At 64.7% G+C, this 16,147-nt stretch carries 16 protein-coding genes; 3 read left to right on the top strand and 13 right to left on the bottom strand.

Annotated features, from left to right (window positions below; translation table 11 throughout):
* From BLR66_RS05985 to BLR66_RS05960, 6 genes are all read right to left on the bottom strand, one after another.
* Complete coding sequence (locus BLR66_RS05985; RefSeq protein WP_093281260.1) at positions 1–885, bottom strand: phosphatidate cytidylyltransferase; 885 nt, start codon at positions 883–885, stop codon at positions 1–3.
* The gene (gene uppS / locus BLR66_RS05980; protein ID WP_176943776.1) at positions 882–1,649 is read right to left on the bottom strand and encodes a polyprenyl diphosphate synthase; all 768 of its coding nucleotides are present in this window, start codon (positions 1,647–1,649) and stop codon (positions 882–884) included. Before uppS ends, BLR66_RS05985 begins: the two co-directional genes overlap by 4 nt.
* Before the next feature lie 25 nt (positions 1,650–1,674).
* Positions 1,675–2,232, bottom strand: a complete 558-nt coding sequence (gene frr, locus BLR66_RS05975) for a ribosome recycling factor (protein WP_093281254.1) — start codon at positions 2,230–2,232, stop codon at positions 1,675–1,677.
* A 93-nt stretch (positions 2,233–2,325) separates the two neighbouring features.
* Entirely contained in the window at positions 2,326–3,228 is a 903-nt protein-coding gene (locus tag BLR66_RS05970) for a cation diffusion facilitator family transporter (protein WP_093281251.1), read from the bottom strand.
* 213 nt (positions 3,229–3,441) lie between these two features.
* Positions 3,442–4,167: a UMP kinase gene (gene pyrH, locus BLR66_RS05965; protein WP_093281248.1), complete on the bottom strand. Its 726-nt coding sequence runs from the start codon at positions 4,165–4,167 to the stop codon at positions 3,442–3,444.
* Between the two features lie 36 nt (positions 4,168–4,203).
* Positions 4,204–4,581, bottom strand: a complete 378-nt coding sequence (locus BLR66_RS05960) for a cupin domain-containing protein (protein WP_093281245.1) — start codon at positions 4,579–4,581, stop codon at positions 4,204–4,206.
* 77 nt (positions 4,582–4,658) lie between these two features.
* On the opposite strand from BLR66_RS05960, the gene BLR66_RS05955 reads away from it, so the two are divergent.
* Entirely contained in the window at positions 4,659–5,354 is a 696-nt protein-coding gene (locus BLR66_RS05955; RefSeq protein ID WP_093281241.1) for an AIM24 family protein, read from the top strand.
* Between the two features lie 163 nt (positions 5,355–5,517).
* Here BLR66_RS05955 and tsf read toward each other — a convergent pair whose 3' ends face one another.
* From tsf to BLR66_RS05920, 7 genes are all read right to left on the bottom strand, one after another.
* Positions 5,518–6,396: a translation elongation factor Ts gene (gene tsf / locus BLR66_RS05950; protein ID WP_093284420.1), complete on the bottom strand. Its 879-nt coding sequence runs from the start codon at positions 6,394–6,396 to the stop codon at positions 5,518–5,520.
* 152 nt (positions 6,397–6,548) lie between these two features.
* Positions 6,549–7,391 carry a 30S ribosomal protein S2 gene (gene rpsB, locus BLR66_RS05945; protein WP_093281238.1) on the bottom strand — a complete coding sequence of 281 codons (843 nt, stop codon included), beginning with the start codon at positions 7,389–7,391 and terminating at the stop codon, positions 6,549–6,551.
* 300 nt (positions 7,392–7,691) lie between these two features.
* On the bottom strand, positions 7,692–9,677 hold the full coding sequence (locus BLR66_RS05940) for a carboxypeptidase-like regulatory domain-containing protein (RefSeq protein ID WP_093281234.1): 1,986 nt from the start codon (positions 9,675–9,677) through the stop codon (positions 7,692–7,694).
* Positions 9,674–10,474, bottom strand: a complete 801-nt coding sequence (locus tag BLR66_RS05935) for a COG1470 family protein (protein WP_093281231.1) — start codon at positions 10,472–10,474, stop codon at positions 9,674–9,676. The genes BLR66_RS05940 and BLR66_RS05935 overlap by 4 nt, the downstream gene beginning before the upstream one ends.
* On the bottom strand, positions 10,474–10,953 hold the full coding sequence (locus tag BLR66_RS05930) for a hypothetical protein (protein ID WP_093281225.1): 480 nt from the start codon (positions 10,951–10,953) through the stop codon (positions 10,474–10,476). The genes BLR66_RS05935 and BLR66_RS05930 overlap by 1 nt, the downstream gene beginning before the upstream one ends.
* On the bottom strand, positions 10,950–11,585 hold the full coding sequence (locus BLR66_RS05925) for a hypothetical protein (RefSeq protein ID WP_093281220.1): 636 nt from the start codon (positions 11,583–11,585) through the stop codon (positions 10,950–10,952). The genes BLR66_RS05930 and BLR66_RS05925 overlap by 4 nt, the downstream gene beginning before the upstream one ends.
* Positions 11,586–11,659: 74 nt before the next feature.
* A complete protein-coding gene (locus BLR66_RS05920; protein ID WP_093281215.1) occupies positions 11,660–12,283 on the bottom strand; it encodes a hypothetical protein in 624 nt (207 codons plus the stop codon).
* A 446-nt stretch (positions 12,284–12,729) separates the two neighbouring features.
* Between BLR66_RS05920 and map the strand changes: the two genes are divergently transcribed.
* Entirely contained in the window at positions 12,730–13,524 is a 795-nt protein-coding gene (gene map, locus BLR66_RS05915; protein WP_093281212.1) for a type I methionyl aminopeptidase, read from the top strand.
* Entirely contained in the window at positions 13,521–16,145 is a 2,625-nt protein-coding gene (glnD, locus tag BLR66_RS05910) for a [protein-PII] uridylyltransferase (protein WP_343123916.1), read from the top strand. The genes map and glnD overlap by 4 nt, the downstream gene beginning before the upstream one ends.
* The last annotated feature ends 2 nt before the right edge of the window (positions 16,146–16,147 follow it).

Raw genomic sequence — 16,147 nt, 5'->3', positions numbered from 1 at the left:
TCAGAAACCGAACAGTTCTTTACCCAGCGCGAAGATCGGCAAAGCTGCCAGCACGCCGTCTAGGCGATCCAGGAAGCCGCCGTGGCCGGGAATCAGAGTGCCCGAATCCTTCGCGCCGACGTGGCGCTTGAGCAGGCTCTCGAACAGATCGCCCACTACCGAGAACAATACCGTGACGACGGCCACTACGATGAAGGCCGGAACCTGGGGAGGGGTCAGCCCGGCGAATGCCGCGAACAGAAGCCCCGCCGCGACGCCGGCCAGCAATCCTCCCAACAGGCCTTCGATGGTCTTGTTGGGGCTGATGCGCGGCGCGAGTTTGCGGTTTCCGAACAACCTGCCGCCGAAATAACGGCCGGCGAAGTAGGCGCCGCTATCGGCGGCCCACACGATGACCAATGCGGCAAGAAGCCAGAGATGGCCCCGCAGGTCGTCCACGCTGTCGGCGGCGGGCGTCTGGAAGTTGTCGGAGTGGATCAGGCAAAGTGCGCACCAGGCGGGAACTACGGCAAGCGTGCCGGCAGCCAGTTTGAAGACCCGCGCGTAGGTCTCGTGGTCGGAGGCGAAGTTGAAGAACCGCAGCCATAACAGAGACAGGAACCACCAGCCCACGCCGGCCAGAACCACGATCTGGAACAGCGCTGGCGAAAGCCCGGACCCGGTGCGCGAAGCCCACAGCAACAGCACCATCAGCATCAGGTTGGCTATGAGCAGCACGGTGCGCGACAACGTGTCGTCGATTTCCGCCAGCTTGAACCATTCCCACAGTCCGATCAGGAACACCAGCGCCACGGCCGCCGACAGCCATTGCGTGGGCAGGAACAGGATGGCGGCGATGGCGACGGGCGCCATGACCAGCGCGGCGATGATTCGGGTTCTGGTCATGCGGATGGTTGCTCCGTGGCGGCATCGGCCACCTGTGCGCTGGTCAGTCCGAAACGACGCTCGCGGCGCGCGTAATCGTCGATGGCCGATTGCAGGGTGGCGGCATCCAGTTCCGGCCAGAGAAGTTCGGTGAACCACAGTTCCGTATAGGCCAGCTGCCACAGCAGGAAGTTGCTGATGCGGTGGTCGCCGCCGGTACGGATGAAAAGATCGGGCGGTGGCAGATCGGACAGCGCCATTCTTGATGCGACCGCCGCTTCGTCGATGTCCTCCACGCGCAACAGGCCTGCGGAGACGTCGGCGGCCAGCGCGCGCGCAGCGGCGGCGATGTCCTGGCGTCCGCCGTAGCTGGCAGCGATGACCAGGTCGAGACGCTGGTTTCCGCGGGTCTGGTTTTCGGCGGCGTCCATGCGTTCGCGGATGCCCAGGGAAAAGCGCTCGCGTTCGCCGATGAAGCGCACGCGCACGCCGCGGCGGTCCAGTTCCTCCACCTCGCGGTCCAGCGCATTCATGAAAAGCTTCATCAGCGCGCCCACTTCTTCCTGCGGCCGCCCCCAGTTTTCGCTGGAGAAAGCGAACAGGGTCAGCGCGCGTACCCCTCGTTCGAGGCAGAAGTCGATGCAGACGTTGACCGCGCGCGCGCCGGCGCGATGGCCGATGATGCGCGGACGCCGGCGGCGCTCGGCCCAACGCCCGTTGCCGTCCATGATGACGGCGAGGTGTCGCGGCACGGCAGCAGGGAGGGGGGTGGATGCGGGCGGCATGGCAGTCATCGGGTATGCGACTGCGTCAGACGGACATCAGTTCCTGTTCTTTGGCCTTCACCACCTCATCGACATCCTTGATCGCCTTGTCGGTGAGCTTCTGGATCTCGTCCTGGGTCTGACGTTCCTCGTCCTCGGTGATTTCCTTTTCCTTCAACAGGTCCTTGACCTGCTGGTTGGCGTCGCGACGGATATTGCGGATGGCGATCTTGGAGTTTTCGCCTTCGCCATGCACATGCTTGGACAGCTCGCGGCGGCGTTCTTCGGTCAGCGCGGGGATATTGATGCGGATCACCGTGCCGGCGGTATTGGGGGTCAGGCCCAGGTCCGAGGCCAGGATCGCTTTTTCCACCGCCGAGACCATCTGCTTTTCCCACGGGCTGATCGTGAGCGAACGCGCATCGGTCACCGTCACGCTGGCGACCTGGGTCAGCGGCATGTCGGAGCCGTAGTAGTTGACTTTCAGATGATCGACCAGCGCGGTGGTGGCGCGGCCGGTGCGCAGTTTGGTCAGGTCGTGACGCAGCGCCTCGATGCTCTTGGCCATGCGCGCCTGGGCGTCTTTCTTGATTTCGTTGAGCATCGCCGGATCCCATAGCAGTTTCTACGAACCCCTGATTATACGGGGTTTGCCTGCTGGACCGGTTGGGGTTCCAGGGCGGCCGGCCTGCCGCGATCAATGCGAATGATGCGGCGCCGCATCGTGCAGGTCGTGCCCGCAGGCCATGCCGCGTTCGATCTGCAAGGTGGCGTGGTTGATGCCGAAACGATGGTCCAGCGCATGCGTGGTGGCGTCGATGAAGGCATCGTGATCCTGGTCTTCCGGACGCACCAGATGCGCGGTAAGGGCGATCTCGTTGGCGCCCAGCGGCCAGATGTGCAAATGATGGACCGCCTTCACCCCGGGTTGGGACGAAAGGAAGGCCTGCACTTCCGACTGGTCGATATTGGCCGGCACCGCGTCCATGGCCGCGTTGAAGCTGTCGCGCAGCAGGCCGAAGGTGCCGACCGCGATCACCACGCTTACCAGCAGGGCAATGGCGGGGTCCAGCCAGGCCCATCCGAACGCCAGCATGCCCGCGCCCGCCAACACCGCCGCCAGCGAGACCGCCGCATCTGCGATCAGGTGCAGGAACGCGCCGCGCTTGTTCAGATCGTGCCCATGCCCGTCGCGCAGCAGCCACGCCGCGCCCAGATTTACGAAGATCCCTATCCCCGCAACCACCATCACCGGTATGGCCGGGATGGAGGGCGGCGCACTGAAGCGCCGGATGGCTTCCCAACCCAATGCCCCGGAAAACGCCATCAACAGGATGGAATTGGCCAGTGGCGACAACAGCGTGGCGCGGCGCCATCCGTAGGTGTGGCTTTGAGTGGGCGGACGTTGCGCCAGCTTGGCGGCTGCCCAGGCCAGCCCCAGCCCCAGCACATCGCCCAGGTTGTGCAGGGCGTCGGAGAGCAGGGCCAGCGAATTGGTGTGGAAACCGTAGCCGGCTTCCAGGGCCGTATAGGCCAAATTGACCACAATGGCCCAGCCGAAGGCTTGCGTAGCGGAGTCGTGGGAGTGGATATGCGCCATGTGCGATAGCCTGGCTAATGCAGCTTGGTGGACACAATTACATCGGGAATCGGCCGGTGCCTCCCCCTTTGAAAAAGGGGGATTGAGGGGGATTTGCTTTTGCTTTTGCTTCGCTGTTGCTCGTCTTAAAGCAAGATCAAGAGCAAATCCCCCCGTAGCCCCCTTTTCCAAAGGGGGCAAAGCAAGAACCTTCCCCAGTTCCCGTTTCCAGTTTTACCCGCGGCCCTTCACCAGCGTGCCGATATTCTCGCCACGCAGGATGCGCATCAGGTTGCCCGGCACCGACAGGTCGTAGATGCGCAGCGGCACGTCGCTGTCGCGGCACAGGGCGAAGGCGGCGGTATCCATGACCTGCAGGTCGCGGCTCAGGACTTCGTCGTAGGTCAGTTGGTCGAAACGCACGGCATCGGGGAACTTGCCGGGGTCGCGGTCGTATACGCCGTCTACCTTGGTCGCTTTCAGCAGAAGGTCCGCACCGATCTCGATCGCGCGCAAGGCCGCGCCCGAGTCGGTGGTGAAGAACGGATTGCCGGTACCGGCGGCGAAAATGGCGATGCGGCCCTTCTCCAGATGGCGCACGGCACGGCGGCGGATGTAGTCCTCGCACACGTCGTTGATCTTCAGCGCGCTCATGACGCGCACGCGCGCACCCAGCTTTTCCAGGGCGTCCTGCATGGCCAGCGCATTGATCACCGTGGCCAGCATGCCCATCTGGTCGCCGGTCACACGGTCCATGCCGCTGGCGGCCAAGCCGGCGCCGCGGAAGATGTTGCCGCCGCCGATCACCAGGCCGATTTCTGCACCCGCTTCGCGCGCCTCGATGATCTCGCGGGCGATGCGTCCGATCACGGCCGGATCGATTCCATAATCCTCGGCCCCCATCAAAGCCTCGCCGGAAAGTTTGAGCAGGATGCGGCGATAGGCGAGGGGAGCGGTCATGGATGCCTCTAGGCGTTGGGTGTCAGCGTGCTCATTCTAGCCGAGCGCATGCCTATCGTCAGGCTCGGGTTCGTAAACCGCGTAGAGTTTGCGTGCGGGTTCCAATACTTCCCATACGCCTTCGAAACCGGCGGGTATGACGAAACTGTCGCCTGCCTGCAGCGTGATCTCGCAGGCGTCGTCGCCGATCAGACGCACGCGCCCGGCCAGCAGATGGCAGAACTCGTGCTCGGCATAACTGACGCGCCACGCGCCCACTTCGCCCTCCCAAAGGCCGCAATGGAAGGCATTGCCCGCATCCGAGTAGGCGTTGGCGACGGTCTGTCTGGGCGTGCCCGCGACCAGCCGTTCGCTGGCCACGGCTTCCGGCGTACTGCCGGTGGTGTGGTGCGGAATGCGGACGATGCCGGGCATGGTCAAGCTCCAGGATGGGAAGGACTTATTATGGCGATCGTGGCGAATCGTCGCCCGTCCATCATCAAGGAGTAGATATGAGTGTGCGTACCCTGCAGGAATTCCTGGCATCGTCGAAGGAAAAAGACGTAGGCAGCGATGCCTTCGAACTGGAAAGCGCGCATATGCTCGAGGTGCGCCTGAACGGCATGGTCTGGGCCAAGGCCGGGTCCATGGTGGCGCGCAAGGGCAGCGTGAAGTTCACCCGCCAGGGCATCATGGAGCAGGGCCTGGGCAACCTGCTGAAGAAAATGGTCAGCGGCGAAGGCATGCAGCTGATGAAGGTGGAAGGCGAGGGCCGCGTGTACCTGGCCGATGCCGGCAAGAAGATCACTTTGCTGCGTTTGGCCGGCGAAGCCATTTTCGTCAACGGCAACGACGTGCTGGCGGTCGAGTCGGGCATCGAAAGCAAGATCACCATGATGCGCAAGGTGGCCGGCATGCTTTCCGGCGGCCTGTTCAACGTGCGCCTGAGCGGCAGCGGCATCGTCGCCATCACTTCGCACTACGAGCCGCTGACGCTGCCGGTCAACGCGCAGACCGGCCCGGTGTTCACCGACCCCAACGCCACCGTCGCCTGGTCGGGCGGGCTTGCGCCGGAAATCGTCACCGATATTTCCCTGGGCACGCTGCTGGGCCGCGGCTCGGGCGAAAGCGTGCAGTTGAGGTTCGCCGGCGAAGGCTGGGTAGTGGTGCAGCCCTACGAAGAAGTGGTGTTCCAGGCCAAGGAATGAAGTAGGTCGGGGCTACGTCCCCGACAAGAGTCATGCGCGCAACCGAAAATCAGGGCCGGCATGGACTTATGGCAAACATCGCGTCGGGGGCGTAGCCCCGACCTACACCAACAAAAAAGCCGCGGAATCCGCGGCTTTTTTGCTTGCTGCGGGGAGCCGGCGCTTACGCCAGGCCCGCCTGCTTCATCACTTCGGCGGCGTAGTCTTCAACCACCTTCTCGATGCCTTCGCCTACAGCCAGACGCTGGAAACCCACCACTTCGGCGCCGGCGGCCTTCAGCACGGCTTCCACGTTCTGGTTGGTGTCCAGCACGTAGGGCTGGCCGTACAAGGTGACTTCGTTGACGATCTTGGCGATCTTGCCGCCGATGATCTTCTCCAGGATGTCGGCCGGCTTGGCCTTGTCCTTGTCGGTCATCTTGGCCAGTTCGATTTCCTTTTCCTTGGCCACGAAGTCGGCCGGCACATCGCTGGCTTTCACGTAGGGCGGATTCATCGCCGCGACGTGCATGGCCAGGCCGCGCGCCAGTTCGGCGTCGCCGCCCTTTACTTCGACCAGCACGCCGATCCTGCCGCCGTGCACATAGGCCGCGACGTTATTGGCGCTGTCCACACGGGCCAGACGGCGGATCAGGATGTTCTCGCCCAGCTTGGCGATGGCGGCGGCGCGGGATTCCTCGACGGTCTCGCCGGAAGCGACTTTGGCCGTCTTCAGTGCGTCGGCATCGGCAGCACCGGAGGACAGGGCGGCCTGGGCCACCGAGTCGGCGAACGACAGGAAGTTGGTGTCCTTGGCGACGAAGTCGGTTTCGGAATTGATTTCGACCAGCACGGCCTTGCCGTCGGCCTGGGCCACGGCGATGCGGCCTTCGGCGGCGACGCGGTCGGCCTTCTTGTCGGCTTTGGCCAGGCCCTGCTTGCGCAGCCACTCGGCGGAGACGTCGATGTCGCCGCCGTTTTCGGTGAGCGCCTTCTTGCACTCCATCATGCCGGCGCCGGTGCGCTCGCGCAGTTCCTTGACCAGGGAAGCTGTGATTTCCACGGAATTACCTCGATATGCGTAGGGCGGGCCCAGGCCCGCCGTTATGAAATAGCCGGTCAATTCGAAACCGGCCATCGCTGAAACAATGGTGGGCCGGGCCCACCCTATGGATAGGCGGCCGCGCATCGTCGCGCGGCCGCATTGCGCCGTGATTACTCGGCGGCTTCCTTGTCGGCCGCTTCGTTCTCGGCTACTTCGGCGTTGGCAGCTGCCGAAGCGGTCTTCTTGGCCGGAGCGCGGCCGCGCGGGGCCTTCTTGCCATCGGCGCCCAGCTCCACGAACTCTTCTTCGCGCACGGAGGCGGAATTGGGAGCGGCGGCCTTGCCTTCCAGCACGGCGTCGGCGGCGGCGCGTGCGTACAGCTGCACGGCGCGGATGGCGTCGTCGTTGCCCGGGATCGGGTAGTCGACCAGGGCCGGGTCGTAGTTGCTGTCGACCACGGCGATCACCGGAATGCCGAGCTTCTTGGCTTCCTTGATGGCGATGTCTTCATGGCCGATGTCGATCACGAACAGCGCGTCGGGCAGGCGGTTCATGTCCTTGATGCCGCCCAGCGAAGCGAACAGCTTTTCGCGCTCGCGGCGCAGGCCCAGCACTTCGTGCTTGACCAGCTTGTCGAAGGTGCCGTCGGTTTCGCCGGCTTCCAGCTCCTTCAGGCGCGCCACCGACTTCTTCACCGTGGCGAAGTTGGTCAGGGTGCCGCCCAGCCAGCGCTGGGTCATATACGGCTGGCCGCTGCGGATGGCTTCTTCCTTCATCGGCTCGCGCGCGCTGCGCTTGGTGCCGAGGAACAGGACGATGCCGCGCCTCTGGGCGATGCCGGAGATGAAGTTCATCGCGTCGGTGAAGAGCGGGACGGTCTTCTCGAGATTGATGATGTGGATCTTGCCGCGGGCGCCGAAGATGTACGGCGCCATCTTGGGATTCCAATAGCGGGTCTGGTGGCCGAAATGGACGCCGGCTTCCAGCATCTGGCGCATGGTGACTTGGGGCATTGCGGTAACTCCTGATGGGGAACCGGCCGCCAGCTTTGGGTAAAGGCGGTTGCCCGACCGCTGAGTGCGGGCAGGCGATGGTTCCGGGGTTGGGCCTCCCTGCGGCTTCCGTGTCCGAACCCCTTGATTCCAAAGGAATCTTGAGGCACCCCGGCACGGGCTGTGGCAGCAGGTGTGTATTTGCCGGTGTCGCCCGGCATGGGCGGTCTTGCGGGTTTGGCCCGACAAAGCCGCGGAATTATAGCCGTCCGTAGCCGCCAGGCGCAAACCGGGCCGGATGCTGAGCCAAGAGCGAGGGACTCAGCGCTGCCTGCGCGCGCCTATCTCCACCCGCGCCGCCTGCCGGACCGCCACCTGCACCACCCGCTGGGCCGCCGTATCGTCGATGTACCAGGGCAATGGCAGATTGTCCGGCACCACGGTCACGCGGTGCGACCCGGCGGCGACCCGCGGGAATTCGAAATTGCCCAGACTGTCGGTGCGCATCGCGTAGCGGCCGTCCAGCAGCACGGTGATGTTGGCGGCCGGTTGTTCGGAGGCGGCGCGCACGCCATCGCCGTTCTCATCCAGGAACAGACTGCCGGCTATCGAGCCGGTGGGGCCGCCGGCTGCGCCGCCCAACACCGCCTGCGGCCGTCCGGCGCTGCGTTCGTAACGCAATGTCAGGAAGACCGAGCGGTCGCGCGGCAACGAGATGAAAGGGGTTTCGGTGACCAGCGGATCGAGGACGAAGGGAGACCGCTGCGAACCGGTGCTCTGGTAGAGCGCCGCGTTCACCGACCAGCGCGGAGTCATGCGCCAGTTCAAGCCCAGATTGAAATCGGTGCCGCGCACCGCGCTATCGCCGTCGCCGTGGGTCCAGCGCGCGCTGCCGTCGATCGACAGGCGCTCGCTTATGTCGCGCCCGCCATACAGCGAAAGCGTGGCGGCGCGGGTCGCTTCGTCCTGATCTTCGTAGCGCAGCTCGCCATAAGCCAGGGAAGCCGAAAGGCGAGTGCCCTGCTGCAAGGGCAGCGCTTGGTCCACGCTGACCTGCCAACTTTCCTGATCGCCGCCGGTGCCGGCCTGATCGATTTGCACGCGGGTCTGGCCCCAGGCGGTGCTCTTGTCCAGGAACAACTGTGCGCTATGGGCGGTGTCGCTGGAATGGCGCAGATTGAGGCTGGCGCCGTAACCGAGCGTGCTGTCGGCTTGGTAACGTGCGTATCCGGTAGCGTAAGTGCCGTCGAAGCCGGCGCCGGAGATGGATTCGATGCGGTCCACGCTGGCGTTCCAGATCCAGCGCGCGTACTGATAGGCGATGCGGTAATAACCGCCCTGGATATCGTTGTTGATCGGCAAGGCGCCCCAGGAGAGGTCGGGCTGCAAGCGGTACCCGCCGTAGTTGTGCGTGTAGCGTCCGCGCCGCGCGCTGGCGTCGATCCACGCGCCCGCAGCGTCGCCGATGTCGCTGTCGCTGGCCAGCAGATTCAGCTGCACGCTGTCGCGTTCGCCCTGCCAGGCGGTAGCGGCGTACAAAGCCTGGGTGTCGCCCGGTTCGAACACCGCTTCGCCGCTATCGTCCGGCACGATGCGGCCATGGGTGCCCAGGAACGATGCGGCGCTGCTCCACTGCGGCGACCATTGCCATTGCGCGCCCAGCGAAGCCGCTTCGCCGTCGGCCAGTTCGAAGCCCACCACTCGTGTGCCGTTGTACAGACCGGCTCGGCCGAAGGAACCTTGCACCAACAGTCCGCGCCGATCGTCCTGCCATTCGCTGCTGACGCCTGCGAAGGCCACGGTAGGCAGGTAGAAACGGTATTGGCTGCGTTGCAGCGGAGTCGATGGGGTGTTCAGCACGCCGAGGCCATTGTTCACGCGCCAGCCGCCATTCAAATACAGATCGCGTTGCCACAGCGTGGCCGCGCCTCCCAGTCCGCCTTGGCTGCCTTGCAGTCCATCGAAACGCTTGCGGTCGCTGTCGAACAAGGTGGCGTCCAACGAGAACGCGCCCCAGTCCGCGGTTTCCCAATGGCCGCCTGCGGAAATTCCGTACTCGTCGTAGCGGTCGCCGCCGCGCTCGTTGCGGCTGGCCAGCAGTTCGATGCGGAATGATCGCGGCAATCCGTTGCCGTCCTGTTCGGCTTCTTCGTCGGGCGGCAACGCTTGCAGATCATGCGTTGCGATGATTCGGTCGCGGTACGCTGGAGCGGCATCGGCCTGCTGCGCGTATGCGGTGCGCATCGCCAGAATGCCGGCGATGCCCAAAGCAAGCGCCAGGCGCGGATGTCCGGTGCGCGGATTCATCGCGACAGGGTCGTCTCGATATCCAGATGCTGCTTGCCCCAGTCCAGGCGGCCTTTCAGCTGCAGGGGATAAGTCAGCGTCGGAGCGGGCGCGTCCTCGCTGTCGCCCTGCGGCGTGAGCGGAATCTCGCGGGTTTCGCCGGGCAGGATGGGCAGCGTGGAGGGTGCGAACGCGAAGGTCTTGCCGCTGCCGTCCTTGCCATCGACAAAACCTTGCAAGCGCGCGTGCGCGTTGCCGTTATTGCGCACCGACAGCATCGGCAGCAGCCGTCCATCGACCGTCCGCAGCTTCTGGCCGGCGATCGCCAGTTGTGCGGCGGCATCGCCAAGGGTGAGGTAGACGATGACGCCGATACGTCCGGACACCGGAATGGCGACGCCGCCGTCCACGCTTTCCGGATCGCCTTCGATCATGATCGCGAAACGGCATTCGCCGCTGGGGGCATCGGCCGGCACCGCCACTTCGAAGCGGTAGCGCTTCTTGCCGTTGGCGGCCATGTTCAGTTCGCCCGCTTCCAATCCCACCCACGGGCGGCAACTGCTCGGCGCCAGCGCCTCGGAGAACTGCACGGTGTCGTCCGCCTGCAGTGTCCAGTCGGCGGTCTTCACCGTGTAGTGCGCGGCGTTGTCGGAAACATTGGTGATTTCGATGACGTTGCGGTAGGTCTCGCCGGGCTTGGCGCTGTCTTCGATCCGCGGTGGGGAAACCAGGGCGGAGAATCCTTGTCCCCAGGCCAGGCCGGGCGCCAGGCAGCAAAAGGCGACGAGGATCCGTCGGAGGTGGCTTTGCGTGAGCATCATGGTGTTCCCAAATCGATTTCGAACGCGAAGGCCAGTTGCTCGTCGCGGCGGAGTTTGCGTCCATCGGCCTGGATCGCCAGGCGCAGGGTGTCTTCCAGGGTGTCGGTCTGAATCGGGCCTGCGTAGACCAGGGTGCGTTCCCCGCTGCGGAGCTCGCCGGGCAACAGACGCCCTCGGGTGCTCCAGCGGGTGGCGATCGCGGCGCCCGGCTGCGTCGGAACGGTCAGATAGATACGCGCCTGATGGCCTTTCCAGGGCGACACATCCAAGCGCACGGCCACGGCGATCTCGCCGGCGACGTTCGAATCCAATTGGCCGCGCCCGGCCGGCGGCTGCGGTTTGAGGCGCAAGGTGCCGCCCAGCACCTGGCTGGCACTGTCGTCCACCCGGTAGGTCTGCGCCACGGCCGGAGCCATGCCGGTTGCGACGAATGCCAATGCCGCCGCCGCTGCGAAGAAGGTCGTGCGCAAGCTCATGGCACGGTCAGCGTGTAGGTCACGCGCCCGTTGTAGACGCCCGAGGCCACCACGTTGTTGTTGCGATAGGAAAAGGAGTGGCAGCTTTCGCGCCAGGTATTGACCGGGAAGCTCGCCAGGGTCTGGGTGCCGCCGGTAAAAGCCCCTGCCGGGAACGGTTGCGCGCCGGTGTCGCCGTTGCCGCTGCTGGTCCAGGTGATCTGCGAGAAGGGAATGCTATCGCCAGCGGCGTTGGTTAGGCTGGCGGGCGCGGTCACGCTCAAAGTGCCGGTGCCGCCCGCAAGCAGGCCGCCGCGGTTGAAGCCGCCCACGTAGATTTGCGCCGGAACATTGCAGAACGCGAAACCGTCGTAGTTGCTGTTCGGCTGGGTGCCGTTGCCGGTCATCGCCAATGCGGTGCCGTTGCCCAGCTGGGCCGCAGGCACGGTGACCGACACCAGGTTGATGCCGCCGCCGCTGCCGGGCGTGCCGTTGCTGGTGAAAGTGCCGGTGTAGACGCCGTTGCCGACCCGCAGGTAGATCGACGGGGTCAGCCCGTTGGAGATGTTGACGGTGAAGCCATGCGCTGTCGATGCGGCCCCGGCAAGAACCAGAGAGCAGAGTGCCGCAGAGATTGAAGTTCGTCGTTTCATGCGGGACTCGGGAAGCAAAAAAAGGGAGCCGGTTACCATTAGCCGGCTCCCTCCAGATCTGGCAGAAGCAGCAGTTACGGCATCGAAGCGGTGTAGGTGACGCGACCGTTGTTGACGCCCACGCCACCGTAGGTGCCCGGCGCCGCGACGGCGCTGTTGGCGTAGGTGTAGGTCCAGCGCGCATCGCGATTCACCACTTTGCCGGTGACCGGGGTCAGGGTCAGGGTGCTGGTGGCACCATCGACCAGGGCCGGGTGCGGCAGCGCCGTCGGCGAGGTCAGCGCCGCTACCGCGGTGCCGATCTGCCCATAGGAGATCGTGTCGCCCGCGCCATTGCCCAGCGCACCCAGAGTGGTGGAGGTGAAGGTGACGTTGCCGTTGTTGCCCACTACCTTGGCGGTCACGGTACCGTTGCCCACGTCGCCCGAGCCGGCGGTAGCGGCCACAGGGGAGCCATCGCCGACATTGGCGGCCGGAACGTTGAAAGAGATCAGGTTGACCGCGGCGTTGGTGGTGAAATCGGCACCGGTACCGACGCGCAGGAACAGGATTTTGGGAACGGTGATCTGGAAGTCCAGACGGGCGGAGGCGGTGATCGGAGTGCCGGTGCCGGTGGTGTAGGTGGACTCGGCGTTGGCCATCATCGGCACGACAGCCAGAACGGCCGCAGCCAAGAGGGTTTTGGTGGAAATACGCATGTTCGATTGATCCTTAAGGGAGTTGGGAAGAACTGAAATCGGTTGCCAGGTTCAACAAGTGCTTGGCGATGCCCGAAAAGGCAATCGTCGGGTTAAATCCCTTTAGAATCAGGCTGATGCCGGCTTCGGGAAAGGGTATAAGCAGAACTCATGCCAACTCCCCAATTCCCCCCCAGCAGCCCCCCATGACCAGCGTCCCGGCAGGAAACTAGTGTGAAGTATTTACGTATAGATATGAGAACCATGTCTCACATTTGTTCAAAATGTGACGTAGTACGTCATTTAAATGCGTTTTGTGCCCCGGTTTTGTGAGTGCACGCCGTCGCTACAGCGCGTGTAGCGGGAAAGATCGGCGCCGACCGTCGATCAATGGGCCCGAAGGCCCGTGAGCCTTGCCTGGCGGGGGCTTTGTTCAGGAGCAAAGCGAAATCGGCGATAATCCACTTATGGCCATCACCCTCAAAACCCCTGAAGACCTAGAACACATGCGCGTCGCCGGCCGTCTGGCCGCCGAAGTGCTCCAGGTGGTCGCCCCTTACGTGAAGCCCGGCGTGACCACCGCCGAGCTGGACCGGGTCTGCCACGACCATATCGTCAACGTGCAGCACGCCATTCCGGCCAATGTCGGCTACGGCGGCGGCCATGGGCGCATCCCGTTCCCGTTCACGGTCTGCACTTCGGTCAACAACGTGATCTGCCATGGCATGCCCAGCGAGGGCAAAGTGCTGAAGGACGGCGACACCGTCAATATCGATGTCACCGTGATCAAGGACGGCTGGCACGGCGACACCAGCCGCATGTACTACGTGGGCACGCCTTCGGTGATGGCCAAGCGTCTGGTGGAAACCACCCGTGAAGCCATGTTCCGCGGCATACGGGCGGTCAAGCCGGGCGCCACGCTGGGCGATGTCGGCCATGCCATCCAGGAATACGCCGAGTCGCAGCGTTTCAGCGTGGTGCGCGAATACTGCGGCCATGGCATCGGCAAGGTCTATCACGACGAACCGCAGGTGCTGCACTACGGCCGGCCTGGCGACGGTGTAGTGCTCAAGCCCGGCATGACCTTCACCATCGAGCCGATGATCAACGAAGGCACGCGCTACACGCGCCTGCTGCCCGACGGTTGGACCGTGGTCACCAAGGACCGCAAGCTTTCCGCGCAGTGGGAACACACCGTGGCGGTGACCGAGGACGGCGTGGAGATCCTGACCCGGGTGCCGGGCGACGACAACGATCTGTGAGCACCACGGCAGCCGCAAAAGAAACTGGAGCGCGGCCGCCGGGTAGCGAAAGCGATGTGGCCTGGTCGGCGCAGGCGCGCGCCACGCTGAACGGCTCGGACGCCAAGCTGGCGAAACGTTTCGATCATGGCGAAGAAGTGGACCGGCTGGTCGCGCTGCGCGCACGCGCGGCCGATCATCTGCTGAAGGACGCATGGTCGCGCTGCATACCCGCCGAGGCGCCGCTGGCCTTGTTCGCGGTCGGCGGCTACGGGCGCGGAGAACTTTTCCCACAGTCCGATATCGATCTGCTGGTGTTGGCCGATAGCGATGCCCAGCAAGCGCAGCACGCCTCGCTTTCGCGTTTTTTCGCGATGCTGTGGGATGCCGGTTTGCCGGTCAGCCATGCGGTGCGTTCGCCCGGCCAGTGCACCGAGGCCGCGTCCGACCAGACCGTGCTCACCGCCTTGATCGAATGGCGTGCGCTATGCGCCGACGAAGCGGCGCAGGCGACGCTGATGGCGGCGATCTCTCCGCAGCAGGTCTGGCCGCCGCGCGATTTCTTCGTGGCCAAGCGCGAGGAGCTGCGCTTGCGCCATGCGCGTTTCGGTGACACCTCGGAGAACCTGGAGCCCAACCTCAAGGATGGGCCCGGCGGTCTGCGCGATCTGCATACGCTGGGCTGGATGGCGCTGCGCACCTTCGGCGTGCGCGAACTGGAACCGCTGATCGGCTTGAGCCATGTCGGTCCCGATGAAGCGGCCGCACTCGCGCGCGAGCGCCGTGCGCTGGGGCGCCTACGTTATGGGCTGCACCTGGTCGCCGGACGTCCGGAAGAACGCTTGCGTTTCGATTACCAGAAGACCCTGGCCGAGCGCCTGGGTTTTGCCGACGACGAGGAAACCCTGGGCGTCGAGAAGATGATGCAGGGTTTCTACCGCAGCGCGGCGATCGTGCGCCGGGTCAGCGACCGTCTGCTGCAGCGGTTCGAAGAGCAGTTCGATGGCGAGGCGCTGCCCGAACCTTTGGACGATTCCTTCGCCTTGCGCCGCGGTTACCTGGCTGCGCGCGATCCGGCTTGGCCGCAGACCGACATTTCCCAGGTCTTCGCGCTTTTCGCAATGTGGGCGGCGCATCCGGAAGTGAGGGGACTGCATTCGCGCACTGCGCGCGCGCTGGCCGAATCGCTGACGCGGCTGCCTTCGTTCGAAGTCGCCAGTGTTGCCCAGCGCGCCGGTTTCATGGCTTTGCTGCGCGCGCCGCGCGCCGTGGAAACGCTCACCCGCATGGCCCGGCTCGGCGTGCTGGGGCAGTGGATTCCGGCATTCTCGCGGGTGTCGGGGCGGATGCAGTTCGATCTGTTCCATGTCTACACCGTGGATCAGCACACGCTGATGGTGCTGCGTAACATCGCCGCGTTTTCGTCGGGCCGTGCCGACGAGCGTTTTTCCATCGCCCACGAAGTCTGGCCGCGCTTACGCAAGCCGGAGTTGCTGCTGATCGCAGGCCTTTTCCACGATATCGCCAAGGGCCGCGGCGGCGATCATTCCGAGCTGGGCGCGGTGGATGCGCGCGAATTCTGCGCGGCGCATGCTCTCAGCGATGCGGATACTTCGCTGATCGCCTGGCTGGTCGAACAGCACCTGCGCATGTCCATCACTGCGCAGAAACAGGACATCTCCGATGCGGAAGTGATCCATCGTTTCGCCACGCTGGTGGGGGACCGCGAACGTCTGGATTATCTGTATCTGCTGACCTGCGCGGACATCGCCGGCACCAGCCCGAAGTTGTGGAACGCGTGGAAGGACCGCTTGCTCGCCGATCTGTACTTCGCTGCACGCCGGGTATTGCGCGAAGGCCTCGAGCGGCCGATCGCGGCCGATGCGCGGATGGAAGAGGCGCGCGAATCGGCGCGCGTGCTGATGGCGGTGCAGGGTTTCGATGCGGCTACCGCCGATGCTTTGTTCGCGATCATGCCGGAGGAGGGCTTCCTGCGTTTCCGTCCCGAACAGATCGCCTGGCAGGCCAGCGCGTTGCGCAACGTGGCCCCTGGCGAAACCCGGGTGCGCGTGCGCCGCATCGCCGATGATGGCAATGCCTTGGAAGTCTTCGTGCATTCGCCGGATCGCAGCGGCCTGTTCGCCGCCATCCTGGCGACGCTGGACCGCATGGGTTTCGGCATCCACCAGGCGCGCGTGCTCGATGGCCCGCACGGCACCATCTTCGATACCTTCGAAGTCCTGCCCGCCGACAGCTATGCCAGTTCCGATCCCGCCGAAGTCGAAGCGGGTCTGGGCGACGCGCTGGACGGCCCGCTGGAGAAAGTGCGCACCTCCCGCCGCGCGGTGCCCAGGCAGCTCAAACATTTCCGCTTCTCTCCCAAAATAGAGTTCGGCGACACGCCCGATGGGCGCCGTACCCTGTTGAGTCTGGTGGCGCCCGACCGTCCCGGCCTGCTGTCCGATGTGGCGCAGGTATTGCGCGCGCAAGGGCTCAACGTGCATGACGCGCGCATCGCCACTTTCGGCGAACGCGCCGAAGACTTGTTCCAGATCACCGACGCCAACGGTCACCCGCTCGACGAACGAACCCAGCAGGCCCTGCGCGACGCGCTGCGGGCCAGCTTCGAAAACATCCCTTGATT

It is taken from the genome of Pseudoxanthomonas sp. CF125 (assembly GCF_900104085.1).
Classification (GTDB): domain Bacteria; phylum Pseudomonadota; class Gammaproteobacteria; order Xanthomonadales; family Xanthomonadaceae; genus Pseudoxanthomonas_A.
Note: the sequence above shows the minus strand (reverse complement) of the source record. Positions and strands in the feature narration are given on the sequence as shown.